Origin of the sequence: Candidatus Tisiphia endosymbiont of Nedyus quadrimaculatus (genome assembly GCF_964059235.1) — a bacterium.
In the GTDB taxonomy this organism is placed as follows: Bacteria; Pseudomonadota; Alphaproteobacteria; order Rickettsiales; family Rickettsiaceae; genus Tisiphia.
The window spans coordinates 1,005,213-1,030,158 of record NZ_OZ060452.1 but is presented as its reverse complement, the minus strand read 5'-3'; the positions used below and the strand labels follow the sequence as shown (position 1 = coordinate 1,030,158).

Genomic DNA, 24,946 nt, shown 5'->3' with positions numbered 1-24,946 from the left:
TTCAATGTATTTTACTATATGAACATTAAAGTTAAAATTAAAAAATTAGAACATTCTGTAGATATTTTGCCCAGTTATGCTACTGAACATAGTGCTGGTATGGATCTAGTAGCAGCAAATATTGAACCAATAACTATAAAACCACAAGAAGTAAAGTTAGTACCCACGGGAATTTGTATAGCATTACCTAGTCATTTAGAAGCTCAAATCAGACCAAGGTCAGGTTTAGCACTAAAACATGGCGTTACCGTGCTGAATTCACCTGGTACAATTGATGCTGATTATCGTGGTGAGATAAAGGTAATTTTAATTAATCATGCTCAAGAAGATTTTATAATTGAGCGTGGTATGAAAATTGCTCAGATGGTTATCGCTAGATATGAGCAGATATTATGGGATGAGGTTGATTCGTTAGATGAAACATCTAGAGGTCTTGGTGGATTTGGTTCGACTGGGAAATTCTAAATTAGGCTAACGATACTGCCTAGCTATACTCTAATACAAAAATTAATAATTTAACCTGAATTCGATGTAACAAGTTAATGCTAGACCCAGTATCATCTCTATTGTGGGTGATGTCACCCCTGCGTAGGCAGGGGTCTAAAGAAGTAGCAAGGATTAAGTGCTTAAACATTTTTAGATACCTGCCTTCGCAGGGATGACGACATCGAGCGTGCAGAGAATAATAATTATTCTTACATCAAACTGAGGTTAATTTATATTTTCCGGCTCTGTCCAAAAAACTGTGTAAATTTCGAAATAGGTTATATATAAAAGTATAACAAAAAAGGAAATTACATGAATAAAAAAACTAATGAATCAATAAAGCAAGCAGTAGATTTATTAATAGATAATGATACAGATGTAAGTACAATACTGAAAGAAGGAGGTTTATAAAAAGAATTGACCAAACGTTTAATAGAGAAGGCACTGCAGTCAGAAATGAATAATCATCTAGGCTATGATAAATACAGTCGTGCAGATAATGATAATGCTCGTAATGGTATAACTAGCAAAAAACTGATCTCCGAACATGGAGCTGTAGAAATAGAAGTACCAAGGGATAGGCATAATACCTTTGAACCCGCAATACTACCAAAACGCCAGAAACGTTTTGATGGTTTTGACGATAAAGTACTATCATTATATGCTAAAGGCATGAGTATATCTGATATTAAGATTCAGTTACAGGAGTTATACAGTGTTGAAATAAGTGAAGGCTTAATCAGCCAAATTACTGATGATGTAATGGATGAGGTTAAAGCTTGGCAGAGTCGACCATTAGAAGAGATATATCCGATAGTATTTTTTGATTGTTTAGTAGTAAAAGTCAGGCAAGATAAAAGGATAATCAATAAGGCAGTATATGTTGCATTAGGAATTGATTTATCTGGTAAAAAAGATATATTGGGATTATGGATCAGTGAAAATGAAGGGGCAAAATTTTGGCTCGGTAATTTTACCGAAATGAAAAATAGAGGGCTAAAAGATATACTGATTGCCTGTAGCGATAATCTTACTGGTATGTCTGAGGCAATAGAAGCAGTTTATCCAAAAACAGAACATCAATTGTGTATTGTACATCAGATTAGAAATAGTTTAAAATATGTGTCGTATAAAGATAGGAAGCAACTGTCTAGCGATTTAAAGCCGATATATACTGCAGTAACGGAAGAACAAGCCCATTTAGCTTTAGTATCTTTTGAAGAAAAATGGAATAAACAATATCCACAAATTGCCAAATCATGGTATAATAATTGGGACAATCTAATGATTTTTCTAGGGTATCCTGAGTCAATTAGAAAGGTAATTTATACAACTAATTCAGTTGAATCTGTCAATAGTCAATTGCGTAAAGTAACAAATAATAAGCGGGTTTTTCCTAATGATAATGCTGTTTTTAAAAGTTTATATTTGACAATTGACTATATGACCAAAAAATGGACTATGCCCATTCCAAACTGGAATGAAGCTATGGCTCATTTGATGATTAAATTTGAGGATAGGCTTAACAAAATTTAATGACCTATTTTTTCGAATTTACACAGTTTTTTGGACAGAGCCTATTTTCCAGTCGGAGTGTTTAGTTTCTCCGGTTTTATAAAAAGAAGTGACTTCTTTTATAAAATGTTTAAAATCCGAATTTTCTTTAACTAGCCTATTAGCCATATTCCAATCAATCTCTAATCTTTCTTTAGCAGGAATTAGTATTCGACCTTTTTCGGATTTGTTTATGTTTAATAAAATAAATCCTATACCGTGCCTAGCAGAAAGAATTTCCAGTTCACGAGAAGTGTTACTATCCTTGCTTTCTACTAGAGAGAAAGCTACTAAATATCCATAGTGAGCCCATGACGAATTTGATAATGCTTGAAAAAAAGATTTTCGTACATTGGAGTGATTAATTTTTACTTTCACCTCAAAAGACCAAAGTTTAGCTTTCTTATCAGCAGATTGTTGAACACAATTTTTGATCGATTGTTCCCAATCTTTAGTAAGATACTCCATTCCCACTAGATCAGGATATAACCATTTATTACCATTAGTACCCTTACGACTTGAAGAACATTTTTCATTAATAATCATGTTATAAATACCAAGCTTATTCCAAAGAAATTCTGAAAGTTTTAAATATATCTCTTTTTCTTTTATGTTTGGTTCTTTCCCAGCATCTTCTATCTCTGCCTGATCAGTTTCTTTAGTATAATAATAGCTACGCGGACGTTCTTCTATTCTTTTAATATTAGGTTCCTGTTTCTGTATGTAGTCATCATACCACTCTCTTTTCATTTCTGCACTAAAGAATCCTTTTATAATTTGAGCTATTTTTGCTGGATCAGTTACATTGAGCATTGATTTGCATTTACTGTTCTCCGCTTTTCTCTTGACTTCCTCAGGATAAGTTTTTACTAGCCATGCAGCTATTTCTCTAGAAGTAAATTTCTGACCTTCATTGGCTTTAAGGAAACCAATGATTGCTTTGTTACGATTAAATTTCATAGTTAACCCTAATATTTTACAAACTATTAATTAAATAATAATCAAAATAGCAAAGAATTTAAATAGAATTAACATAATATAATTGCAAGTTATTATCTTTAAATTTAAATGTAGTTGTAATATTACAACTCATTTTTAATAAATACCCAATCTTTATCGGAAGACTCAGTTTCACTATAGTAATAGTTTTGTTTAGAGAATTGTTTTAATTTTTCAGGTACATCTATAAGATTTTCTGCAATAAAGTTAAGCATGCTGCCCCTAGCTTTCTTGGCGTTTATAGCTATTATTTGTAATTTATTATTTCTTATTTCTTTAAAATATATATTAATTATTGGATATTTAAGATCATTTTGATTTATGGCAGAGGAATATTCATTAGAGGCTAGGTTGATTAGATATTTATTTTGATGAGTTGCTAATATTTGATTTAGATAATTGGTAATATCAACTTGCCAAAAACTGGATAATTTTTCTAAATTTGGCAATTTTGTTGACATTTCTAGCCTATAGGGTTTTATTTTATCTAAAACTCTTAGTGGTCCATATAAACCTGATATAATTAACGTGTGTCCTTGCAAGAAATCCCATTGCTCTTTAGAGAAACTTCGTCTATCAATATTATCATAAACATCCCCATCATAGGCAAATATCGCTTGCTTTTGAGGATGGTTATCGAAATCTTGAAATCTATGATAATTAAGCTCAGCCAGTTTGCTACTTACATTCATTATCTGCTTGATCTGATTTTGTGATAGGCTTTTACATATCTGTAAGAGATACTGCATTTTAGTAAGGAAATGCGGCTGCGTACATGGTAAATCCGGTATTTCCGAGATGAAATCCTGAGTCTTAGCTGGTGAAATTATACTTAACATATCTGTAATCTAGACAAAAAATTTATACCATGTCCGAAAACTAATCATCACGTCGTCGTACTTCATGATCTCCGTTCCTCACGTACTAGTTGTACGCGAAGGTAGCCGACATTCGTACTCCGAGTAGCAATTTAGTTTTGGGAAATGGTATTACAACTTAACTGATTCAATTAATTTTCTAACTCCATCTACTGATTTATTAAATAGATCTTGCTCTTCATTATTTAATTTTATTTCCACTATTTTTTCTACACCATTTTTACCAATAATAACTGGTACTCCGACATACATATCTTTTACTCCATATTCCCCTTGGAGATAAGCAGCACAACTTAATATTTTACGTTTATCTTTTAGATAACTCTCTAACATTTCAATAGCAGAAGTTGCCGGAGCGTAATAGGCAGAACCATTTTTAAGTAGTGAAACAATTTCTCCACCACCATTTTTTGTGCGATCTATTATCGCATTAATACGTTCTTTCGTCGACCACCCCATTTCTACTAAATCTAAAACTGGTATGCCGTTAATTGTCGAATATCTAACCAAAGGAACCATTGAGTCACCATGACCTCCAAGTACAAAACTACTAACATTTTCTACGGAAACATTAAATTCATTGGCTAAGAAAAAGTTAAATCTTGATGAGTCAAGCACTCCAGCCATACCAACCACCATATTGCTAGCTAGTCCACTTTCCTTTAACATTACGTAAACCATAGCGTCAAGTGGATTGGTTATAACAATGACAAAAGCGTTCGGTGCATATTGCTTAATGTTGCTAGCCACAGTTTTTATAACAGTAGTATTAACATTAATTAAATCATCACGACTCATTCCGGGTGAACGTGGTACTCCAGCTGTAACAATGATAGCATCTGAACCTTCTATGTCTTTATAATCGTTAGTACCTTTGGCAATTATATCTGATCCGGTAATTGTTCCAGCTTGTGATATGTCTAAAGTCTTACCCTGCGAAGGACCTTCAGATAAATCAAACATAACTATATCAGCAAGTTCTCTAAAGGCTATCAAATGTGCAAGTGTTCCGCCAATCTTTCCCCCACCAATTAAAGCAATTTTTGTTCTTTTAGCCATACTTCCTCCTGAAAAGCATTTTATACCACAATTCTAGATAAGAATTAGTTAATTCTTATCTAGAATTGGCTTTAATATAAGGAAAAATGCATTCTTAAAGCGGTTTTGCGAATGCATTTTAAACCTTTCTAAAGCTAAAAACATGATTTTAAAAGATTAAAATCATGTTTTTAGCAAAATGGATTGCCACGCTCACCTACGTTTGCTCGCAATGACATATACGTCTATAAAACGTCATTGCGAGGAGACTGTAGGTCGACGAAGCAATCTATAATTTCGCGTATTTTATGAATTCATTGAATCAAAAAATTCTGTATTAGTTTTAGTGTTTTTAAGTTTATCAATTAAAAATTCTGCTGCATCGATAGTTCCCATTGGGTTAATGATTCTACGAAGAATCCACATTTTGGTTAAAATGGCTTTATCAACCAATAGCTCCTCTTTACGTGTACCAGATTTAGTAATATCAATCGCAGGGTAAATACGTTTATCAGCTATTTTACGATCAAGAACTATTTCAGAATTACCAGTACCTTTAAATTCTTCAAAGATCACCTCGTCCATACGCGAACCGGTATCAATTAAAGCAGTTCCTATTATAGTTAATGAACCACCATTTTCAATATTTCTTGCCGCTCCAAAGAATCTTTTTGGTCGTTGTAATGCATTTGCATCAACCCCTCCTGTAAGAACTTTACCAGACGAGGGTACAACAGTGTTATAAGCTCTGGCAAGTCTTGTTATTGCGTCAACCAATATTACCACATCTCTTTTATGCTCTACTAACCTTTTAGCTTTCTCAATAACCATTTCTGCAAGCTGAACGTGCCTAATAGCTGGTTCATCAAAAGTTGAGCTAACTACTTCACCACGTACTGAACGCTGCATATCAGTAACTTCTTCTGGGCGTTCGTCGATTAACAAAACAATTAAAAATACTTCTGGATTATTGGTAGTAATAGCATGAGCTATATTTTGTAATAGAACAGTTTTACCCGTTCTTGGTGGAGCAACAATCAACGCACGTTGTCCTTTACCCATGGGAGCAACCAATTCAATTATTCTTGTACTAAAATCCTTACTATTATCTTCTAGTTCTAGGGATAATTTTTCTTCAGGATAAAGTGGCGTTAAATTATCGAAATGTACTCTATGATAGGCCTTAGAAGGGTCTTCAAAATTAACTTTGTTTACTTTTAGCAAGGCAAAATAACGTTCTCCTGGTTTTGGAGCTCTAATTTGCCCTTCTACCGTGTCCCCTGTACGTAGTCCAAAACGACGAATCTGACTTGGAGAAATATAAATATCATCAGGACCGGCGGAGTAATTTACCTCTGGAGACCTAAGAAAGCCAAATCCATCAGGTAGAATTTCCAATACACCTTCCCCTGAAATCAAATCACCTTGTTCAACAGATTTCTTGAGTATAGCAAAGACTAGCTCTTGTTTTAACAAAGCACTAGAGTTCTCAATATTAAGATTTTCTGCTTGTATTTGTAACTCTTCAGGTGATTTACGCTTTAATTGTTTAAGATTGATGGTAACAATACCATCTTTATTAGGACTATCGTACTTGATACTATTATTGTAATGATTATCAGATGATTCCTTATTGTTAGTAACTGTATTTTGGGTCATACCTATTTTTTTTAGATTAGTTAAGATCAGACTTTTCTAGAAACTTTATTCTTTCTAGGTCATTTTGTTGTTAGAATCAATCGAAGGAATCCTCATGTACACTAGTACTACTTACGATTTTTTGATTAATTTTTTAGTAAAAATTCCTTTCATAGCTAGTTTTGAAATAGGTCTATTGCTTTAAAAACTGGGAGAATCACGAAACCTACGAAAGTCAAGTTACTTAAAGATTAAGGTTAGACTACTACTCGAATGATTAGACTTCTTGCATAATTCTACTTCTGTTGGTAATTTATTCGTCGTGTCTAGGCTCGAATCCGTAACGGAATTTGAGTACGCTGCGAGTCGAGATTCCGTGGCTTCTTTAAATTCTTGCACATAAACGAACTCTGCAAGAAGTTTATTGAAATTAGCAACACAAAATTTTGACAGTTCAGCTAGACTATGTGGACCTAGAGAGCATTCGTATTTCCGAGTAACTAACTTAATTTGGGAATTGGTATTAATACTAACTTAGTTATTTATATTTATCAAATTATTTTGCGGTTGTCAAACAAATTACACATGGTAGGGTAATTTAAAAGCTATAACCAATAGTTGATGCACATGTGTATACTAGTGCCTCCCATGACAAAGTCGGTCATTTACCATAACCTTCCTTTATTTACTGCTTTAAGAGTAGGTTTAGTAGGTGTTTCTAGTTCCTTTTTAATTGTTTCTATATGCCTTAACGTTTTCTTTACTTGTTGAATTTCTGTTTTAATAGTACTAGTAATCCTAGACATGCTTGGATTATTTTGCGGCTTCATTGATGATAATTTATCTGTTTGAGTTTCCTGAACTATAGGGGCTTTTGTAGGCATTTCTTGCTCTGATTTTATTGCTATCATTGAAGTATTTATGGTATCTTGCCTATCATGCACTTCTTCTACCTTTGGGTTGGGCATCCTAACAGTATCCTCAACTAGCTCTTGAGGTTTAGGTTTGTCCATCTGTGCTATCAAATTGCTCTGTAACTTATCCACCAAAACTCTGTTATCTAGTTGGTCCGTAGTTTCATTTAATCTGTGTGCTTCTATATTAGATCTCTTTCGAAACTCTACTTCTGCTGGTAATTTATTCGTGCTACCGGTACTCTGCTCCTCACGTACATCTGAGTACGTTGCGGGTCGAGGTTCCGTGGCTTCTTTAAATTCCTCAGCATAAGCGAATTTCGAAAGAGATCTATTTTCTAACTGAGCTTCTGTTGGTGTTGACACCACAAAATCAGAACTACTAGGTTCGGGTATTTGTTTTGTTTCTATGCTAGAATGTTGAGTAAGAGGAGGTGGTGGTGTAGACACTGAAGTTGACATGGTTGGTGTAGTTTGATTGCTATATTTGTCTGTAAGATATGTAGCAATATCCTGTAAATTATTTGTAGAAATAGGTAATTTTTTAATCACAGAAGAATACCAAGATTTATCTGCTGCAATTTTATTTGTTATGTCAGATATTATCCCCTCTTTATGATTTCTTAGTTGCTCAGAACCAAGTTCTATTAAAGTTGGAGATAATTGTTCCGAGATTTTGTTATTTTGTTGTTCTGTAATCTTTATATCTGTTTTATTTTGAATTTTGTTAATAGATTCTTCAAGGATTGGCTGTGATATTAATTTTGCATCTTCAGCTTTAATAATTGGATTAATAGAATCGGCAAATCGTTTGATATTTTCTTCTGTAATTTTTGTCTTATCTAAGGTTAGAAACGAAGAATTTTTTGGAGCATTATCTACACTAAAAAATTTCTGAGCTTCCTTGCCAATTAAGCTATGTAATTCTGTTGGTGTCCACTCTTCAAATAACTTAGTTGCTAATTCACTGGGCATATGAACATAAGGTAAAAGCTGTTTACAAAAAGCCTCTTGTCTACTCTTTTGTTCTTCCATAGAACCAGTATCCGTATCCTGTATCTTTGTACTAAGAGTCAATAAAAGCCTTTTGCTTTCATTTGCTCTATAATTAACAAGCTCTGGACTTAAGCCATTATTCCTACTAGCTGCTAATTCTTTTATAAAAGAATTAGCAGATTCATTAACTGCATTAGAAAGAGCTGTAAGTTCTGTCTTATTAAGTTCTTTGAAGTCTTTAGAAAATTTAACAGTTTTATTTCCTTGGTTAATAGTTTCGTTAAAAATATTAAGTTGTTCGGTACTAAAAGCTCTTGGATCCGCTTGTAAACTTTCCATAGTGTTGTTAATTACTGTACTGGCATAATCTGATTTAGGAATTGCTTGGCCTTTTAACTCTAATATTACTTTTTTAACAGCTTCAAGAGCGATCTTATTCTCATCATTGTTACTACTTTTAATATCATTTAATACAAATCCCTTTAAACTAGCTTCTAAGTTTGCAAATTGCCTATCTGTTTTTGCCTTGTCATTGTCGTTCATAAGTCCTTTAGAACGTTCTATATTTAAACTAAAATTATCAAGAAGTTCTTCTGTCTTTTGATCAGATAAATTACGGTAAAAATTTTCTACTGCTAATCCAGTTATTGCACTCATAAATGATTCGTTAGTATCAATGAGTAATTCATTAGCTATGAGTTCTTTTGATAATTGTGGAGTTAGTTTTTTTAGAAATTTAAGTTTATATGTGTATGCCCTTCCTATTAATTTATTTATATTTTCTATCTCATTTTTAGTCTTAACTCTAATAATATCATCTTTTTTGTCTGCTAAATTGCTATCACTTTCGTACCCAGAATCAACAGATCTTACCGATATATTATCATCTTGATTAGTACTATATTCAGAATGAATAGACTCCTTCTCACTCTCAAAATTAGATATATTTAAATTACCGGATTCTATAGTTGCTCTATCGTCTGACATAAAAACCTTTCATTATATTAACCACAAAATTGGAAGACATATAATCCCTATTACAAAAGAATCTCTATTGAATTGATGATTTTTGCAAGCATTTTGATATAGAACAAATATACTTAATGCATTTCAGAGTTGGCGTTGTTGTATTTTTGTGGAAAACCCTGCTAATATTTATTCTTCACAATTGTTTGCCTTCAGATATAATATCATATGTAGATATTCTAAGAGTTAATTATGTTACAAATTAGCGATAAAATTTTTTCTAATCTTAGTGGGCAGGAAAAATATGATATAATAAGTAGTAAGCAACGTGGAGATTGGGATAATACAAAAGATTTTATTATTAAAGGTAGAGAATGGATAATTGATGAAGTAAAAAAATCAGGTCTGCGAGGACGGGGTGGTGCTGGATTTTCGACTGGCATCAAATGGTCGTTCATGCCTAAAGACCATCCAAAGCCTAGTTACCTAGTGGTTAATGCTGATGAATCAGAACCTGGTACGTGCAAGGATCGTGATATTTTGAGGTATGAGCCACATAAATTAATTGAAGGTTGTTTGCTCGCTAGCTTTGCTATTAACGCACATACTTGTTATATATATATTCGTGGTGAATTTTATAACGAATCCTCCAATGTACAGCGTGCTATAGATGAAGCTTATGATGCCGGTTTTATAGGCAGTAATGCTTGTGATACAGGATATCATCTTGATATTCATTTGCATAGAGGGGCTGGGGCGTATATTTGCGGTGAGGAAACAGCTCTGCTCGAGAGTTTAGAGGGCAACAAGGGCTTCCCTAGATTAAAGCCACCATTCCCGGCTAATTTCGGCCTATATGGTTGCCCAACAACTATTAATAATGTTGAATCAATTGCCGTTGTGCCTACTATACTCCGGCGTGGAGCTGATTGGTTTGCTGGAATCGGTAAGCCTAATAATACCGGAACGAAGATTTTCTGTATTTCTGGTCATGTAAATAAGCCATGTAATGTTGAAGAAGCCATGGGCGTACCTTTAAAGGAGTTGATTGAGAGATATGCCGGAGGTGTACGGGGTGGATGGAGTAATCTGAAAGCTATTATCCCAGGTGGCTCATCAGTACCGTTGCTACCAAAGTCATTATGTCAGGATGTTGCAATGGATTTTGATAGTTTAAGGGCAGCTGGTTCGGCACTCGGAACTGGTGGGGTCATTGTTATGGATAATTCTACGGATATTATTTACGCTATTGCTAGGCTTAGTAAATTCTACATGCATGAATCTTGCGGTCAGTGTAGTCCCTGTCGAGAAGGTACAGGCTGGATGTGGCGAGTTATGATGCGACTGGTACGCGGTCAGGCAAAAATAGATGAAATAGATCAGTTACTGGACGTTACAAAAATGATCGAAGGACGTACTATTTGTGCCCTTGGAGACGCTGCTGCTTGGCCTATTCAAGGGTTAATTCGTCATTTCCGTCATGAGATTGAAGAAAGGCTAGCTCGGCAAGGGGTTTAGTGGTGGTATATCTTTTATAAATATCTATAAAATTGTAGTAGTATAAGGTATTCATTCAAGTAGTTTTCGCAAATATACTGCAATTACACAACAAATAATAAAAGTCCACAAGAACTTATCAAATAGTACGGGATTACCAATTTTGCTGGGACTTCCAAAGTGGTTTGACAACACATCTCCTTTTTTACAATACCAATATATTTGGAGAAGTAGACCAATGAGGGGTATAATACCAATTAATAACCACAAACCGCTTAAGTCAATATCATGTAAACGTCGAATCCTTATGAACAACCATGACAGCAAAATAGCGAATATAAGTGGTAAGATAACTGCTGAAAAAGGTCGATCATAACCTATTAGGATGCCTATAATGTTAGTAACATTAGCAAATAAAACAAACATAAGAACCGTAAACAAGTGCCACCACCAAAATTCGGCCCTACTAGCTCTACCAGTATAATTAAAAAAGTTTCGAAAACCTAGTATTATGGCTTCATAAAAATTAGAGTATCCAAAAACTGCATGTCCTTGATTTATTATTTTCTTAATGATCAACATAAATACCAACAAGGTTTAAGTTAAATAATTCGTATGCCTAATTATAACATTTGATTGATTTGTCTTATAAGAAATGTATGCTAGACTTCGCAAACAAGTATATATAAACTAATATATTAAATCAATTATCCTTAACTATATGAAATAAAATTCGTCTAATAAAATTAGTGTAGAAAAAATCATAGAAAAGCTAAAAGATTTTCGTAAGGGTAAGAAGCTAAATGGATTATCTATCAAAGAATTAATTAGTGAAGGAAGTAATACCCAAGTCTTTTGCATTAGATTGCTCTGTTACTGTTAACAAATTAGTATCATATAAATGAAGAAAATAATAGGTCTGAACATAAGTAGAAAATCTCAATTTATTATTGCATTTGGTATAATGGGGTTATTATTGCTTATATCATACTGTAGTCGTTCATCTTGTATTACTTACATGTTACCATCAGAATATTTAAATAATGGAAATTTAGCATATTTCCAATTTAATAATCATAATAAACTACAAGAATTACTTCCTAAAAATATTAGATATATCGAACAATATAATATAATTGCCAGTGGGCAATTTAGTGTTAACCAATTTAAAAATGCTATTGGATCTAAAACAGATATTATTGATGTTGATTTAAGGAATGAGTATCATGGATTCAACGACCTAAACCCAGTGTCCTTTATCAGTTTACCATATGATGACGTCAACGCTAATAAATCTCAAGAGGAAATTATAGTACGGGAGCAATATCTTTTTGGTTCAATATTACCAACTTACAAGCAACTTAGTATATATGTAAATAATTTGAAGACTACGCCAACAAAGAAGGACCCAGCAATCTGTATACCTATTTCTACTAAGACTGAAGCTGATATAATGGCAGGTTTGAATATTGATTATTATAGAATTACCACATTAGATCATCGAGAACCCAATCGTGATAATTTAGATAAAATGGTAGCACTTTTTGATCAAAAATTAAAATTAAATCCAAGTCGATGGGTTTATTTACATTGCTTAGGTGGAGATGGTCGTACCACGGCAGCTACAGCTGAGCTTATGATGTTAAAACAACAAGAAGTTGGTGAGTTACAACCATTCGATGATTTGGTAACATATGTAGAATCCGTGAGTAATGGTTATAAGTTAGTACCAAGTTGTAAGCCTAGTGATCAAAATTATCGCTGTCAATGGAAGTGGGATCGTTATAATACCTTAAAAATATTCTATAATTTTGTGCGAACAAGAACTGAGAATCAAACTTTTAGTGATTGGCATAATATAATATTCCAAAAGAAAAAGACATTGTAATTAACTTAATCATATTAATTAAAATAACCTGAGCATCCGTAATGGAAGTCAATAAAAAAATAGTAACTTAACATAAATTTTCATTCCAGGAAGAATTATTTTTTACAATAGAGTGCATAAAAGCCAGTAATTTGCGCATAACAGGGCTCTGTCCAAAAACCCGCTTATTATTTGTTACTTTACGCAATTGACTATTGACAGATTCAACTGAATTAGTTGTATAAATTACCTTTCTAATTGACTCAGGATACCCTAGAAAAATCATTAGATTGTCCCAATTATTATACCATGATTTGGCAATTTGTGGATATTGTTTATTCCATTTTTCTTCAAAAGATACTAAAGCTAAATGGGCTTGTTCTTCCGTTACTGCAGTATATATCGGCTTTAAATCGCTAGACAGTTGCTTCCTATCTTTATACGACACATATTTTAAACTATTTCTAATCTGATGTACAATACACAATTGATGTTCTGTTTTTGGATAAACTGCTTCTATTGCCTCAGACATACCAGTAAGATTATCGCTACAGGCAATCAGTATATCTTTTAGCCCTCTATTTTTCATTTCGGTAAAATTACCGAGCCAAAATTTTGCCCCTTCATTTTCACTGATCCATAATCCCAATATATCTTTTTTACCAGATAAATCAATTCCTAATGCAACATATACTGCCTTATTGATTATCCTTTTATCTTGCCTGATTTTTACTACTAAACAATCAAAAAATACTATCGGATATATCTCTTCTAATGGTCGACTCTGCCAAGCTTTAACCTCATCCATTACATCATCAGTAATTTGGCTGATTAAGCCTTCACTTATTTCAACACTGTATAACTCCTGTAACTGAATCTTAATATCAGATATACTCATGCCTTTAGCATATAATGATAGTACTTTATCGTCAAAACCATCAAAACGTTTCTGGCGTTTTGGTAGTATTGCGGGTTCAAAGGTATTATGCCTATCCCTTGGTACTTCTATTTCTACAGCTCCATGTTCGGAGATCAGTTTTTTGCTAGTTATACCATTACGAGCATTATCATTATCTGCACAACTGTATTTATCATAGCCTAGATGATTATTCATTTCTGACTGCAGTGCCTTCTCTATTAAACGTTTGGTCAATTCTTTTAATAAACCTCCTTCTTTCAGTATTGTACTTACATCTGTATCATTATCTATTAATAAATCTACTGCTTGCTTTATTGATTCATTAGTTTTTTTATTCATGTAATTTCCTTTTTTGTTATACTTTTATATATAACCTATTTCGAAATTTACACAGTTTTTTGGACAGAGCCCCTATAGATGCTATTAACAACACAAAAAACGAAATTAAAAGGGTAGCCCACAATACTATAATTAACCTTAAAGATTACCTTTTAACACCAATAGTGCCTTCCTCATTGCTAGATCAGGGATTTGCTGATGATAATATAGCAAATTTACAATGCATAAGTGAAGGTGGTTGGGATATAGTTATGATAGGTGATTCTTCTAATGGAATTTCATAAGTGCATTGTTCGGAAGGGTAAGGAAAAAGATATAAGCAATTATCTTTTTAAAAAAATTAAATATTTTTTATGTGATCCATCTATCAGCTCATTTAATTTTTCATCAAGCTCCGCTATTTCCTTTTGCAAAAATTTAATCAGTTTTTCTATGCTCTCTTTGTCAATACCATCAATGCTATTATGCAACCTCTTTTTTTCATTACTAAGCATCAATACTAAATCTTCCCGTCTTTGCTGATATCTCTTCAAAGTTTCTGATTCAACTTGATATAAGTAATTTGCGGTAAGTTGCATTTTATCACCGTAATACGCTAGTTTAAAAGCATCTTGTTTGTCAGTTTTACAAAAATTTACTGACTTACTAAATGAATTAAAATTATAAGTATTTACCTTATGAATTCGTTGCCCATTACTATATAATTTTTTGCAAATTTCAGCCTCGTATCCTCCAGTGGGTTCACACACTATTAGCTCAATTCCTTGATTTTTCGTCAGTTCTATAAATTCCTCATGACCTAAATTATCATTTGCAAAACGCTGATATATTGGTTTATTGTTTGATACATATATACATGCATCAAGCCATTTTTTACTTACATCTAGACCTATTATTTTTTTCATAGTATAATCTCCTTCATCTTATTGTGCAAGGCTACTGCACTGCAGTACCTTCTGCAATTTGTTCAAAGCAAACTTAACGATAGAGGGTACTTATTCTGTTCACGACTATTTCAGTCTAGCTTGTTTCAAGTCACCCTCTTACAACTACTTATAACATGTTTTTAAGATATAAGTTTGTTTATGTTTTTACATAATGCACAGCATTTTGTTTGGTGCTTATATCGAACTGAGGTTATGTTAGAGAAAAAGTTATTATTTTTTGCACTTGAAAAAGATCACCTTAGCTGATATAAAACAAGCATCTTTGTATATATACTCTTCTGCTTTGAAGAATTGGCTTTTGCAAATACTTGCGGGGATTTCGCATACTCACGTACTAGATGTACGCTCCGTTCGTTCATCCCTTGTTTTCCGTTCCAATTCTCTAAATCATTTGAGTATACGCACCCTTAGCTCAGCTGGATAGAGCAACGGATTTCTAATCCGTAGGTCAGAGGTTCGAATCCTCTAGGGTGCGCCATTCTCCGATTTCAGTGCATTTTACGAATGCGTCAAACGGTGGACGTAGCATAAAGTCTAGCTTTCCGTCTTTTAATTTTAGGTTCGTAAATACTAAATTTATCAATTTACGTTTTCCCTCCGTAGTCGAACCTTTAAAGGTTTCTAACGCTCCGGAAGCCAGTTCTACTAGGTTAACCAAGCATTCTGAAAATTTATCATTAGCATAATCATGGTTTTCTATTTCTTTCACGATATCTTCACGTTTTTGTATTAATTTCTGACGTTTTTCTTCATGATCTTCCTTGCTAATATCACCGTCTAAAAATAAATCAGTTAACCTATCCATACGAGTTTTAATCTTAGTATGCTCAGTATGTAGCTCTCCTATACGCATTTTATGAAAACCTTGCTCTATTTTTGCTGAGCTTTTAATATAACCAATGACTTCAGATCGCAATTCAGGCTCTAAATGGAGTGTTGCTAATACTTTTTCTACTTCTTGTAGTATTATTTCTTCTTTCACGTATATCCTCCTATCAGGTTCATTTGAGTCCCAAGTTCTTAAATATATCCATTCTTCAGTGTGACCATTAACATAGGTCTTCTTTTTGGTTTCAGCAGTAACAACTCGACCAGTGGCAGCACATTTTATTAACCCCCTAAATATATACTCTTTCTCTCCATATTTAAACGGTTTTTTATTCCAACCAAGGCGTACTGCTTGACAAGCATCAAATAACTCCTTACTAATGATTGGTGGATAAATATGCGGGTATTCTTTTTTAGTTTTTAGTAATCTCATTACCCCGTAATAAAATGGATTTGTAATAATAGAATAAAGATGAGAGTGGCATAAATAATCTTGATTACCTCTAGAATTGCGTAGTCCCCATTCTTTGGTTTTCTTTAGTATCTCAGGTAGAGTATGACTACCTGTAGCATATGTTTCAAATATTTTTTTAATCAAAGGACCACGGTTAGGATCAACTATTATTTTCCCCTTACCTCGATCTCTACTATTACTACTTGTTACATGCAAGTAACCAATGGGAGCAGTACTTACCCACTCTCCTTGGCGTAGTTTTTGGGCAATAGCACGATTTACGTTATCTCTAAGACTGTCAACGAAATTTTGAGCCATCATTACAAACATATTCCATACCATCCTATCTTGCGAAGTAGAATGCTTATGGATGATACAATTTTCCGTGTAAAAATGTAGTTCGATTTTTGCTCTTTCAATTAGATCATTTAGTAGAGGTGTTTCTTTATAACTACGTTGTAATCGATCAACTTTATCTGCAACTACTGCTATAACCTCTTTTTGTTTTTTAGCAAAGTCTATAGCTTCCTGAAACTTTTTACGATTACCTACTGTTGATGACTCCGAGAATTCAAATATCTTTAGAATTTCTAAACCTTTACGCAGACAATATTCTTGCAATCGGTATTTCTGTGCTTCAATAGAGTATCCTTCTTCTTGTTCTTTTGTTGAAACGCGAGCAAGTAAAATAGCTTTAGTAGCTTTTTGTGCTGTTTCTGTCATATTTCCCCTTAACAATAATAAATTTTGTTTAATTAAAAGCGTTATGCATTTAAAGATAGATTAAGCACCACATAAGTTCAGTTGAGTTTGCATTAAATTATCCTAGTATTAGAGCCAAGAGTAAAAAATATTTCTTTTTCAGTATTAACTCCTTCATCTTTGCTGTACTAGTCTGACATAATGTTCTTAAAATAGAATGAACTAAGGTCTAGAAAATCCAGATAATTTTTTTAACAGTGCAACTTTTCTAATACTCGATAATCAAGTTTTTTCTGAGTAGCAGGAAATAATTAGAAAATTATGCCTTTTAAGAGTGATTCCTAAAAAATAAGTACCATTTACTTAACTCTAAGACGATAAAAACTCTTGTAATTAATATAATAATAGCAGGATATGGTTTAAAGTAGCTGAGTATAATTTAAAAAGCTGCCTTAAAACCTAGTATTTATAAGTTCTTCAAAAAACTTGATCATCGAGTAATAGATTCTCAGAATTTTTAGACCTTTACAAGTGCAATATTCTTGCAGATAGTATTTTTGTGCTAATAGAGTAGCCTTTTTCTTGTTATTTTGATGAGACACAAGCTAGAAGAATAGCCTTAGTTGCCTTATTGGTGATATTATTCATCTATATTTAAATTTGATTTTTTACTACCAAATGTATGGTGTCTTTGACAATAAGTAGCAGCAACATATAAAAAATAATCATCCTCTATATTTACCTTTTGCAAGAGTACTTCTTCATAGCATCTTTCGTAAGTAGTAACAGTGATTAAGCTAGCAGATGACAAAGTACCAAGTACAGCCCAAAGTAGTGTATTAATTGTTTTATGCCGCAGATTTTCGTTAATTAGGATGGTGACAGGCTTATTATTGCAACTCATTACTCGGCGAATTAATTAACCAAGAGTGGTATGATCATAAGAGCCTTTAGATTCGATAATTTCTACTACTGTTAGTCCTTCTTGTTGGCTGGTAGTAATGACATCATTTCTAAGTTTCAGATCCTTAGGATGGTCATAAGCCGGATCAAAAAAGATGATTGCTTCAGAAGCTAAAGTTGTTGAATATATCATAGCAGTATCCCCTTTGTGATTAAACTTAAAGTTATTTAGTTTAACCACCAAAGAATCTTGATAGATTACTTTGGCGATCGGGGAGTTAGAAAAACTGCCATTCAACAGCTACGCTAGACTTTAGGCTTAAAGTAAATACCTTAAGCCCTGGACATAGCTAGCATCTCCCCGACCATGAAAGTCGAGGATTCATCATTTAATGGCTGATGATTACCATGAATGGATTACAGGTTTCTACACCCCAAAGTAACTTTGCAGTTACTTCATTTTTAATTTTAAACTATACTCCCCTAAAGTCAATAACAGTTTTTTTACCGTTAATTGTTATTTTCGTTATCTTCCTTTTCTTTCTTTTTCATCTTGTAATTAATAATTTCTTGACAGAAGCCAATTAAGTTTCTCGCAGCTTCATGAGCTTCTGAGTCAGTGATTTTGTTATGGTACATTACTTTTATCCTAATACTAATTATCTTTCAATATAGAATGAAGATGGTATAATTTAAGTTATAGAATAAAAATAAAAAAGCTAATGTCAGGTTATCAATATGTTTATCCATCAGAAACAGTTTGTCGGATGGAATTTTTGTTAAAATCAGCCTCAGATATGATAGCATTTCGTAAGATTCAATGTATTTATTTACGTGCCAAGTTTTCATATTTACCTAAGCAGATTTCTGAAATTACCGGTTTAAGTATTAGTCGAGTTAGGAGGGCAACAAAAGAGATGTTGCTAAAATACCAGCTGAAATTAGGGATGTATTAACCATCATCCACATATCCCATGTTAGCGAATTATTGGATATTACTTTTATGGATAAGAAACTGTATATTTATACAACAAGATTAGAAAATATGCATATTTTTAAAAATAAAAAGTAGTAAATGCTTTGAGTAATAAAAATTTTAGTTTATTGTAACTTTATAATTAAAAATATTATGATTTTCTATGGAAGAGATAAATTATTGGGATAATTCACAATACCAGTATTGTGCATATGCTGAGAGGTTGGTTAATGAATTAATTTTGCTAAATACAAAAGTAAAGCAACCAATAGACATTGATGTAGTAAAAAAAGGCATCTACTATGCTAAAAAATATCATGGCAGTCAAATGAGACAGTCCGGCGAGCCATATTACTCGCATCCGATTGAAGTGGCGTATATGGTTGCCCAGTACACAGCACTAGAACTTCCACAATATTTCAGAACAGACATGATTGTGACTGCATTACTACACGATACCATTGAGGATACACCACTTACCGAAAAGATGATTGCTTACATCTTTGGCAGTCAAGTAGCTAGTCAAGTGCAAGACTTGACTAGGGTTAAGCCTCATGGCAAGATTAGCTCGGCGGAAACATTAAATATATTATTTCAACAAAAGAAACATGATGTAGCATTGATTAAACTTTTTGATAGAATTCACAATTTAGAAACTGTTGGTGTAAAATCTTCAGAAAAGATTAAAAAAATAGTAGAAGAAACTATAGGTACATTTATACTTCTTGCTGCCCACCTAGAAACAAGAGATGTAGAAAACAAAATAATTCAACTTTGTATAGACCTTACTAGGAAGGAATCTACAAAGCCTCTTCCCTTTGGAAGTGATGAGTATCTACTTTCTCTAGTTCTTCAAAATGATATATAGCATATATAAAAGCTACAGATGCAGGAATTATAATGACTAAAATTCCCCAATGACCTAAGAAATTTGTACAATATACAAGTGAAAAAGAAGTTACTATATATATGAAAGCACGTGATAAAGCATATGCAAAACTAGCGTAGGTAAAACGTTTAAAAACAGGCAAATACTTATAACAGAGTGGTATTGCAGGATTTACCGTGGTGCCAAATACGGTAATAAACGTTTGAATTAGTAATATATCAAATGCTGATTCAGCGTTATTTAGTAAATATGGACAAGATATAATAAAAATTAAGAATATTGTTAGTCTAATTTTTAAGATCTTTAACGGGTATATTTTATAGCTTAAATATGTTAATACTAACAAACTACAGAAGTGTATCATCGATACTATAAAATTTTGGTGAATAATTTGTTCTGCATTAAGGTGAAAGGAATTTTTTAAAATACTTCCACAATATATATATGCAATATAAAAACATACTGGCCATGAACATTGCATAAAAAATATAGCTAAGGCAGTTTTATTGTTAACTTTTTCTTTCCAAATGGCACTTTTTTCTACAATTTTAGAATCTTGATTAGTTTTGATTACAGCTTGTTTGACCCTACGTTTTGCATCAACAAAATCAGGAGTTTCTCTAAGCCTTGTTCTTGCAGCAGCTCCAATTACTGCAACTCCTGCTCCTACCCAAAAAGCATTGCGCCAATTAAAACCATTAGATATAACAAGTGATGCAATACCTAATGCAAAAGTTCCGCCTAAAGCACTACAAATTGACCCAGTTGCCATTACAGCGGGGTATTGTATAGGTGGCTTGGTGATTTCAATAACGTAAATATCGGCTCCTACTACTTCCCCCATGGAAGATAGACCTTGAGCTATACGGCATATTGTAACCAACCAAGAGGCAGTAATACCTATTTGAGCATAAGTTGGTAAATTAGCCATAGCAATACAAGAAATCGACATCATAAAAGTTGTTATGACAACAGTATGCTTACGGCCATAATTATCTCCTATCCAACCAAATAGCAAAGCCCCAAATGGACGTAAAACATAAGTGGAACAAAAGGCAAATGCTGACATTACAGAGGCTGTCTTAGGATCAGTAGGCTCAAAAAACAACTCATTCAACAGTACAGCCATATGCACATAAAGCATCAAATCAAAATATTCAAGGAATGTTCCTATTGAAAGCAATCCAACTGCTTCTTTTTGTTCTCTAGTTAGGCTTCTTTGTTCTTGCTGATATCCTATCATTTTTTCACCTTTTATATATTTATATAATAACCAATGTCTTACATGTCATTCCCGCTAGGGTTAATGTCATTCCCGCGAAGGCGGGAATCTAGAATGTCTAAAGCACCCTTCCTGTCTATTTCTTTAGACCCCTGCTTACGCAGGGGTGACACCCTAGGTTATTAAACCAATGTCTTACTATAGAATTGAGATATAACATATATATATTGATGATTTGGTTGAACGATAGCAAGAAAAAATAATACAGAAAATTGAAATAATAAATCTTGGTTGTAACAATATCACATTTCTATAAATAAATTAGAATGGGGAAAAAGAGATATTTGGTAAAAATATAGGCTTAAGATCAAAGAGATGTTGAATATCAAAACTGCATAGCATGTTAGCGAATTATTGGATATTACTTTTATGGATAAGAAACTGTAATTTTACAACAAGATTAGAAAATATTGTATCTTTTTAAAAATAAAAAGTAGTAAATGCTTTGAGCAATAAAAATTTTAGTTTATTATAACTTTATAATTAAAATATTATGGTTTTTATGGAAGATATTAACTATTGGGATAATTCACAATACACGTCAATTCGGGATAAGGATATTGAGAACATGTAGATTAAAATCAAATTTTGTTGAAGGTTTATTTTTCTTTAATGAATAAGCAACAAGAGTAGATAATATATGGACAAAGGCATTTATTGGTGATCTATGTCTAGTATGTTCAAGGTTCATTTTATTTTTTAGATAATCAAAAACTGTTTCAATTAAGTTACGCTTTCGAAGTAAGATTTTTTCTTTCAAATCCATTAATTTATTTTCCATATTCTTCTTAATTCCATGAATCATTTTTAAGCCTCTTTCATATAAATTTAAGAACAAATTTTGCTTAATATAACCTTTATCAGCTGCTATAATTCCAGTTAATCTTTTTGTTAACTCCGGTACTGGAACCCTATCATCTACATTGCCTTTGGTCACTTTTAATGCCATAAACTCCCCTTTATTATTGATTATTACATGTAATTTAAAACCATAAAAATACCCCATAGAGGATTTACTATGTTTGGCTAATCCTTTAAAAACTTTATTGCTATAACGCCTTTTATTGTGACAAGCTTTAATCGTTGTAGAGTCAATAAAATAAATACCTGTTTCCTCACCAAACAACAAATGAATCAACATATTTAGCGGTATGAATAATCGTGCCATTAATTCAACAAATCTATTATAACTCAAGGCTTTAGGGAAATCATCCTTATGCATGCACTCTATATAACTTTTATAGAAAAATTTAAAATTCTTAGCATAGGATGTATGAAACATAATTATTATTGTTAACATTTCACTTAAACTCATGCTACAACAGCGATTTCTCTGCTTATTTGATGGTAATAACTTTCTCTGTTCATACTCCAAATAAATTTTACAAAAATCATCTATAAAACTATATAATTCTGTGATATCTTTTTTCATGCCTGTAGTTTGTTTTTTTGTTTAAAAATATAAATACTGCAGGCACTCCTTTTTGACAATCCTTTTATCTATTACTATTTCATCTATATCTTATCCCGAACTGACGTAATACCAGTTTTGTTCATATGCTGAGAGGTTGCTTAATGAATTAATTTTGCTAAATACAAAAGTAAAGCAACCAATAGACATTGATGTAGTAAAAAAAGGCATCTACTATGCTAAAAAATATCATGGCAGTCAAATGAGACAATCCGGCGAACCGTATTATTCGCATCCAATAGAGGTGGCTTATATGGTTGCCCAGTACACAGCCCTAAAAATTCCAAAATATTTCAGAACTGACATGATTGTTACCGCATTACTGCACGATACCATTGAAGATACAAAACTGACCGAACCTATGATTGCCTATATCTTTGGCAGTCAAGTGGCTAGTCAAGTGGCTAGTCAAGTGCAAGATTTGACTAGGGTTAAGCCTCATGGCAAGATTAGTTCGGCAGAAACATTAAATATATTATTTCAACAAAAAAAACATGATGTAGCACTGATTAAACTTTTTGATAGAAAGCATAACTTGCAAACAATTGGGGCTAAATCTCTAGAGAAAGTAAAGAAAATCATTGAGGAGACTATAGAACATTTTATAATAATCTCTACCTACCTTGAAATGCCACAAATAAGCAATGACATAATTACACTTTGTAAAAATAGTCTAGGTATCAAGTTACAGTCGAGTCATAACTACCAGTTACCTTCTCTAGATTTATGAAATGTAATAACCCAATCCCATATAATGTGATTATGGGGAGCATGACAACTAACAGCCCATAATTACCCAAATATTCTATAAGGTAAACAATTCCAAAAGAAGTCACTACAGACATTAATGCACGGGATATAGCAAATGTAAAGCTAGCGTAACTAAAACGTTTAAAAATAGGGAAGGCTCTATAAAAAATAGGATTAGCTGGGAATGTACTAGGGGCAAATACAGCTGTTAGTGCTTGAATTATAAATATACCTTGTACAGTATTAATATTATTTAGGAGAAGTGGATATACTAAAACCAAGCCAAAAAATATTATTGACTGTGTTTTTAAAATTTTTAAAGGATGTACCTTATAGGCTAAAAATGTAAGTGTGATAACTACTAGTAGGTCTACCATAGAAACTAAGAAATTGTGATGAATAACTTGACCAGCATCAAAATTAAAAGAATTCTTCATACTATTGCTACAATAGATATAAATAAAATAAAACCACACAGGTTGTCCTAGTTCCATAAAAAAATATGATATTGCAGTTTTTTTACTAACTTTTTCTTGAATAACAGGATTAGCAACTAATGATTTTGTATTTATAGTAAACTCTTCGAAAGTTTTTTTTATCCGTCGTTTCGCGTCAGCAAATTCTGGCGTTTCTCTAAGTGCTGTTCTTGCTATTGCACCAATCATAGCAATGCCTGTTCCAACCAAGAAGGCCATACGCCAGTTAAAACCATAACTAGTAAATAAAGAAGCAATAGCTAAGGCACATACTCCACCTAAACTTACACTTACCATTATTAATGCTACCACAAAATATTGCATGGGTGATTTTTGAATAAGTTCTGTTAAATAGAGTTTTGCTCCTACCACTTCTCCCATAGAAGACACACCTTGCATAATACGGCACATTGTCATTAACCAAGCAGCAGTAGCTCCTATTTGTTCATAAGTAGGTAAAACAGCTATAATAAAACATGAAATCGCCATCATAAAAGTTGTTATCACTACTGTTGTTTTACGTCCAATATTATCCCCAATCCAGCCAAAAATCAAAGCACCTATGGGACGTAAGACAAATGTCGAACAAACGGCAGTAGCTGCAAGAAGATTTGTCGTATGAGGATCAGTTTTTGGAAAAAACAACTCATTCATCAATATTGCCATATGTACATAAAGCATCAAGTCAAAATATTCCAAAAAACTACCGATTGATAATAACCCAACCGCTTCTTTCTGTTCTTTTGTTAAGCTTATTTGTTCTTTATAATTTCCTAGCATTTATCACCTTATATATTTATTAGTTTATAGATATTGATGATTTGGTTGAACGATAGCAAGAAAAAATAATACAGAAAATTGAAATAATAAATCTTAGTTGTAACAATATCACATTTCTATAAATAAATTAGAAAGGGAAAAAGAGATATTTGGTAAAAATATAGGCTTAAGATCAAAGAGATGTTGACTATCAAAACTGCATAGCATGTTAGCGAATTATTGGATATTACTTTTATGGATAAGAAACTGTAATTTTACAACAAGATTAGAAAATATTGTATCTTTTTAAAAATCAAAAGTAGTTAATGCTTTGAGTAATAAAAATCTTAGTTTATTATAACTTTATAATTAAAATATTATGATTTTTATGGAAGATATTAACTATTGGGATAATTCA

General features: G+C 32.6%; 22 protein-coding genes, 1 tRNA gene and 1 pseudogene. 9 read left to right on the top strand and 15 right to left on the bottom strand.

The annotated features are described in order from the left end of the window. Window positions 1-18: 18 nt before the first annotated feature. Together dut and AB3211_RS04850 are read left to right on the top strand one after the other, a co-directional pair. Window positions 19-465, top strand: coding sequence for a dUTP diphosphatase (gene dut, locus AB3211_RS04855; RefSeq protein ID WP_367363793.1), 447 nt, complete (start codon window positions 19-21; stop codon window positions 463-465). 333 nt (window positions 466-798) lie between these two features. Next, window positions 799-2,022 (top strand): annotated as a pseudogene (locus AB3211_RS04850) (IS256 family transposase). Window positions 2,023-2,040: 18 nt separating this feature from the next. Here the strand turns inward: AB3211_RS04850 and AB3211_RS04845 are convergent. From AB3211_RS04845 to AB3211_RS04820, 5 genes are all read right to left on the bottom strand, one after another. After that, a complete protein-coding gene (locus AB3211_RS04845; RefSeq protein ID WP_367363792.1) occupies window positions 2,041-3,000 on the bottom strand; it encodes a hypothetical protein in 960 nt (319 codons plus the stop codon). Between the two features lie 122 nt (window positions 3,001-3,122). Next, a complete protein-coding gene (locus tag AB3211_RS04840; RefSeq protein ID WP_367363791.1) occupies window positions 3,123-3,878 on the bottom strand; it encodes a YaaA family protein in 756 nt (251 codons plus the stop codon). Window positions 3,879-4,028: 150 nt separating this feature from the next. Then, on the bottom strand, window positions 4,029-4,976 hold the full coding sequence (gene mdh, locus AB3211_RS04835) for a malate dehydrogenase (protein WP_367363790.1): 948 nt from the start codon (window positions 4,974-4,976) through the stop codon (window positions 4,029-4,031). A gap of 285 nt (window positions 4,977-5,261) precedes the next feature. Then, complete coding sequence (rho, locus tag AB3211_RS04830) at window positions 5,262-6,614, bottom strand: transcription termination factor Rho (RefSeq protein ID WP_341757619.1); 1,353 nt, start codon at window positions 6,612-6,614, stop codon at window positions 5,262-5,264. 644 nt (window positions 6,615-7,258) lie between these two features. Beyond that, a complete protein-coding gene (locus tag AB3211_RS04820; protein ID WP_367363788.1) occupies window positions 7,259-9,490 on the bottom strand; it encodes a palindromic element RPE1 domain-containing protein in 2,232 nt (743 codons plus the stop codon). Window positions 9,491-9,721: 231 nt separating this feature from the next. Here AB3211_RS04820 and nuoF point away from each other — a divergent pair, with 231 nt between their 5' ends. Beyond that, window positions 9,722-10,987 (top strand): NADH-quinone oxidoreductase subunit NuoF, encoded by a 1,266-nt coding sequence (gene nuoF / locus AB3211_RS04815; protein ID WP_367363787.1) that lies wholly within the window; start codon window positions 9,722-9,724, stop codon window positions 10,985-10,987. A gap of 51 nt (window positions 10,988-11,038) precedes the next feature. Here the strand turns inward: nuoF and AB3211_RS04810 are convergent, their stop codons facing one another. Next, entirely contained in the window at window positions 11,039-11,548 is a 510-nt protein-coding gene (locus AB3211_RS04810; protein ID WP_367363786.1) for a DUF805 domain-containing protein, read from the bottom strand. 319 nt (window positions 11,549-11,867) lie between these two features. On the opposite strand from AB3211_RS04810, the gene AB3211_RS04805 reads away from it, so the two are divergent. Continuing rightward, window positions 11,868-12,854: a hypothetical protein gene (locus tag AB3211_RS04805; RefSeq protein WP_367363785.1), complete on the top strand. Its 987-nt coding sequence runs from the start codon at window positions 11,868-11,870 to the stop codon at window positions 12,852-12,854. A gap of 67 nt (window positions 12,855-12,921) precedes the next feature. Here the strand turns inward: AB3211_RS04805 and AB3211_RS04800 are convergent, their stop codons facing one another. After that, window positions 12,922-14,091, bottom strand: coding sequence for an IS256 family transposase (locus AB3211_RS04800; protein ID WP_367363784.1), 1,170 nt, complete (start codon window positions 14,089-14,091; stop codon window positions 12,922-12,924). 59 nt (window positions 14,092-14,150) lie between these two features. Here AB3211_RS04800 and AB3211_RS04795 point away from each other — a divergent pair, with 59 nt between their 5' ends. Then, the gene (locus AB3211_RS04795) at window positions 14,151-14,375 is read left to right on the top strand and encodes a hypothetical protein (RefSeq protein ID WP_367363783.1); all 225 of its coding nucleotides are present in this window, start codon (window positions 14,151-14,153) and stop codon (window positions 14,373-14,375) included. A gap of 39 nt (window positions 14,376-14,414) precedes the next feature. Here the strand turns inward: AB3211_RS04795 and AB3211_RS04790 are convergent, their stop codons facing one another. After that, complete coding sequence (locus tag AB3211_RS04790; protein ID WP_367363782.1) at window positions 14,415-14,996, bottom strand: IS110 family transposase; 582 nt, start codon at window positions 14,994-14,996, stop codon at window positions 14,415-14,417. A 443-nt stretch (window positions 14,997-15,439) separates the two neighbouring features. Between AB3211_RS04790 and AB3211_RS04785 the strand changes: the two genes are divergently transcribed. After that, a tRNA-Arg gene (locus AB3211_RS04785) sits at window positions 15,440-15,516 on the top strand. Here the strand turns inward: AB3211_RS04785 and AB3211_RS04780 are convergent. The 4 genes from AB3211_RS04780 to AB3211_RS04765 all read right to left on the bottom strand — a co-directional run bounded on the left by AB3211_RS04780 (window position 15,487) and on the right by AB3211_RS04765 (window position 18,564). Continuing rightward, window positions 15,487-17,043 carry a recombinase family protein gene (locus AB3211_RS04780; protein ID WP_367363781.1) on the bottom strand — a complete coding sequence of 519 codons (1,557 nt, stop codon included), beginning with the start codon at window positions 17,041-17,043 and terminating at the stop codon, window positions 15,487-15,489. The two genes, AB3211_RS04785 and AB3211_RS04780, sit on opposite strands and share 30 nt — an antisense overlap. A gap of 619 nt (window positions 17,044-17,662) precedes the next feature. After that, window positions 17,663-17,926: a hypothetical protein gene (locus AB3211_RS04775; RefSeq protein ID WP_367363780.1), complete on the bottom strand. Its 264-nt coding sequence runs from the start codon at window positions 17,924-17,926 to the stop codon at window positions 17,663-17,665. Window positions 17,927-17,941: 15 nt separating this feature from the next. After that, entirely contained in the window at window positions 17,942-18,118 is a 177-nt protein-coding gene (locus tag AB3211_RS04770; RefSeq protein ID WP_367363779.1) for a hypothetical protein, read from the bottom strand. A 317-nt stretch (window positions 18,119-18,435) separates the two neighbouring features. Then, a complete protein-coding gene (locus tag AB3211_RS04765; RefSeq protein WP_367363778.1) occupies window positions 18,436-18,564 on the bottom strand; it encodes a hypothetical protein in 129 nt (42 codons plus the stop codon). 83 nt (window positions 18,565-18,647) lie between these two features. On the opposite strand from AB3211_RS04765, the gene AB3211_RS04760 reads away from it, so the two are divergent. Together AB3211_RS04760 and AB3211_RS04755 are read left to right on the top strand one after the other, a co-directional pair. Next, on the top strand, window positions 18,648-18,881 hold the full coding sequence (locus AB3211_RS04760; protein WP_367363777.1) for a hypothetical protein: 234 nt from the start codon (window positions 18,648-18,650) through the stop codon (window positions 18,879-18,881). A 183-nt stretch (window positions 18,882-19,064) separates the two neighbouring features. Further along, window positions 19,065-19,769: an HD domain-containing protein gene (locus AB3211_RS04755; RefSeq protein ID WP_367363776.1), complete on the top strand. Its 705-nt coding sequence runs from the start codon at window positions 19,065-19,067 to the stop codon at window positions 19,767-19,769. On the opposite strand, the gene AB3211_RS04750 is transcribed toward AB3211_RS04755, so the two are convergent. Next, the gene (locus tag AB3211_RS04750; RefSeq protein ID WP_367363775.1) at window positions 19,702-21,033 is read right to left on the bottom strand and encodes an MFS transporter; all 1,332 of its coding nucleotides are present in this window, start codon (window positions 21,031-21,033) and stop codon (window positions 19,702-19,704) included. The genes AB3211_RS04755 and AB3211_RS04750 overlap by 68 nt on opposite strands. A 580-nt stretch (window positions 21,034-21,613) precedes the next feature. Next, window positions 21,614-22,504: an IS982 family transposase gene (locus AB3211_RS04745; protein ID WP_367363772.1), complete on the bottom strand. Its 891-nt coding sequence runs from the start codon at window positions 22,502-22,504 to the stop codon at window positions 21,614-21,616. A gap of 136 nt (window positions 22,505-22,640) precedes the next feature. Between AB3211_RS04745 and AB3211_RS04740 the strand changes: the two genes are divergently transcribed. Next, the gene (locus AB3211_RS04740) at window positions 22,641-23,273 is read left to right on the top strand and encodes an HD domain-containing protein (RefSeq protein ID WP_367363774.1); all 633 of its coding nucleotides are present in this window, start codon (window positions 22,641-22,643) and stop codon (window positions 23,271-23,273) included. On the opposite strand, the gene AB3211_RS04735 is transcribed toward AB3211_RS04740, so the two are convergent. Continuing rightward, on the bottom strand, window positions 23,224-24,549 hold the full coding sequence (locus tag AB3211_RS04735) for an MFS transporter (RefSeq protein ID WP_367363773.1): 1,326 nt from the start codon (window positions 24,547-24,549) through the stop codon (window positions 23,224-23,226). The genes AB3211_RS04740 and AB3211_RS04735 overlap by 50 nt on opposite strands. Between the last annotated feature and the right edge of the window lie 397 nt (window positions 24,550-24,946).

Excerpts from the sequence above, each read along its gene's own strand:
- dut (WP_367363793.1), top strand. The coding sequence starts at position 19 with ATGAACATTAAAGTTAAAATTAAAAAATTAGAACATTCTGTAGATATT.
- AB3211_RS04845 (WP_367363792.1), bottom strand. The coding sequence starts at position 3,000 with ATGAAATTTAATCGTAACAAAGCAATCATTGGTTTCCTTAAAGCCAAT.
- AB3211_RS04840 (WP_367363791.1), bottom strand. The coding sequence starts at position 3,878 with ATGTTAAGTATAATTTCACCAGCTAAGACTCAGGATTTCATCTCGGAA.
- mdh (WP_367363790.1), bottom strand. The coding sequence starts at position 4,976 with ATGGCTAAAAGAACAAAAATTGCTTTAATTGGTGGGGGAAAGATTGGC.
- rho (WP_341757619.1), bottom strand. The coding sequence starts at position 6,614 with ATGACCCAAAATACAGTTACTAACAATAAGGAATCATCTGATAATCAT.
- AB3211_RS04820 (WP_367363788.1), bottom strand. The coding sequence starts at position 9,490 with ATGTCAGACGATAGAGCAACTATAGAATCCGGTAATTTAAATATATCT.
- nuoF (WP_367363787.1), top strand. The coding sequence starts at position 9,722 with ATGTTACAAATTAGCGATAAAATTTTTTCTAATCTTAGTGGGCAGGAA.
- AB3211_RS04810 (WP_367363786.1), bottom strand. The coding sequence starts at position 11,548 with ATGTTGATCATTAAGAAAATAATAAATCAAGGACATGCAGTTTTTGGA.
- AB3211_RS04805 (WP_367363785.1), top strand. The coding sequence starts at position 11,868 with ATGAAGAAAATAATAGGTCTGAACATAAGTAGAAAATCTCAATTTATT.
- AB3211_RS04800 (WP_367363784.1), bottom strand. The coding sequence starts at position 14,091 with ATGAATAAAAAAACTAATGAATCAATAAAGCAAGCAGTAGATTTATTA.
- AB3211_RS04790 (WP_367363782.1), bottom strand. The coding sequence starts at position 14,996 with ATGAAAAAAATAATAGGTCTAGATGTAAGTAAAAAATGGCTTGATGCA.
- AB3211_RS04780 (WP_367363781.1), bottom strand. The coding sequence starts at position 17,043 with ATGACAGAAACAGCACAAAAAGCTACTAAAGCTATTTTACTTGCTCGC.
- AB3211_RS04775 (WP_367363780.1), bottom strand. The coding sequence starts at position 17,926 with ATGAGTTGCAATAATAAGCCTGTCACCATCCTAATTAACGAAAATCTG.
- AB3211_RS04770 (WP_367363779.1), bottom strand. The coding sequence starts at position 18,118 with ATGATATATTCAACAACTTTAGCTTCTGAAGCAATCATCTTTTTTGAT.
- AB3211_RS04765 (WP_367363778.1), bottom strand. The coding sequence starts at position 18,564 with ATGTACCATAACAAAATCACTGACTCAGAAGCTCATGAAGCTGCGAGA.
- AB3211_RS04760 (WP_367363777.1), top strand. The coding sequence starts at position 18,648 with ATGTCAGGTTATCAATATGTTTATCCATCAGAAACAGTTTGTCGGATG.
- AB3211_RS04755 (WP_367363776.1), top strand. The coding sequence starts at position 19,065 with ATGGAAGAGATAAATTATTGGGATAATTCACAATACCAGTATTGTGCA.
- AB3211_RS04750 (WP_367363775.1), bottom strand. The coding sequence starts at position 21,033 with ATGATAGGATATCAGCAAGAACAAAGAAGCCTAACTAGAGAACAAAAA.
- AB3211_RS04745 (WP_367363772.1), bottom strand. The coding sequence starts at position 22,504 with ATGAAAAAAGATATCACAGAATTATATAGTTTTATAGATGATTTTTGT.
- AB3211_RS04735 (WP_367363773.1), bottom strand. The coding sequence starts at position 24,549 with ATGCTAGGAAATTATAAAGAACAAATAAGCTTAACAAAAGAACAGAAA.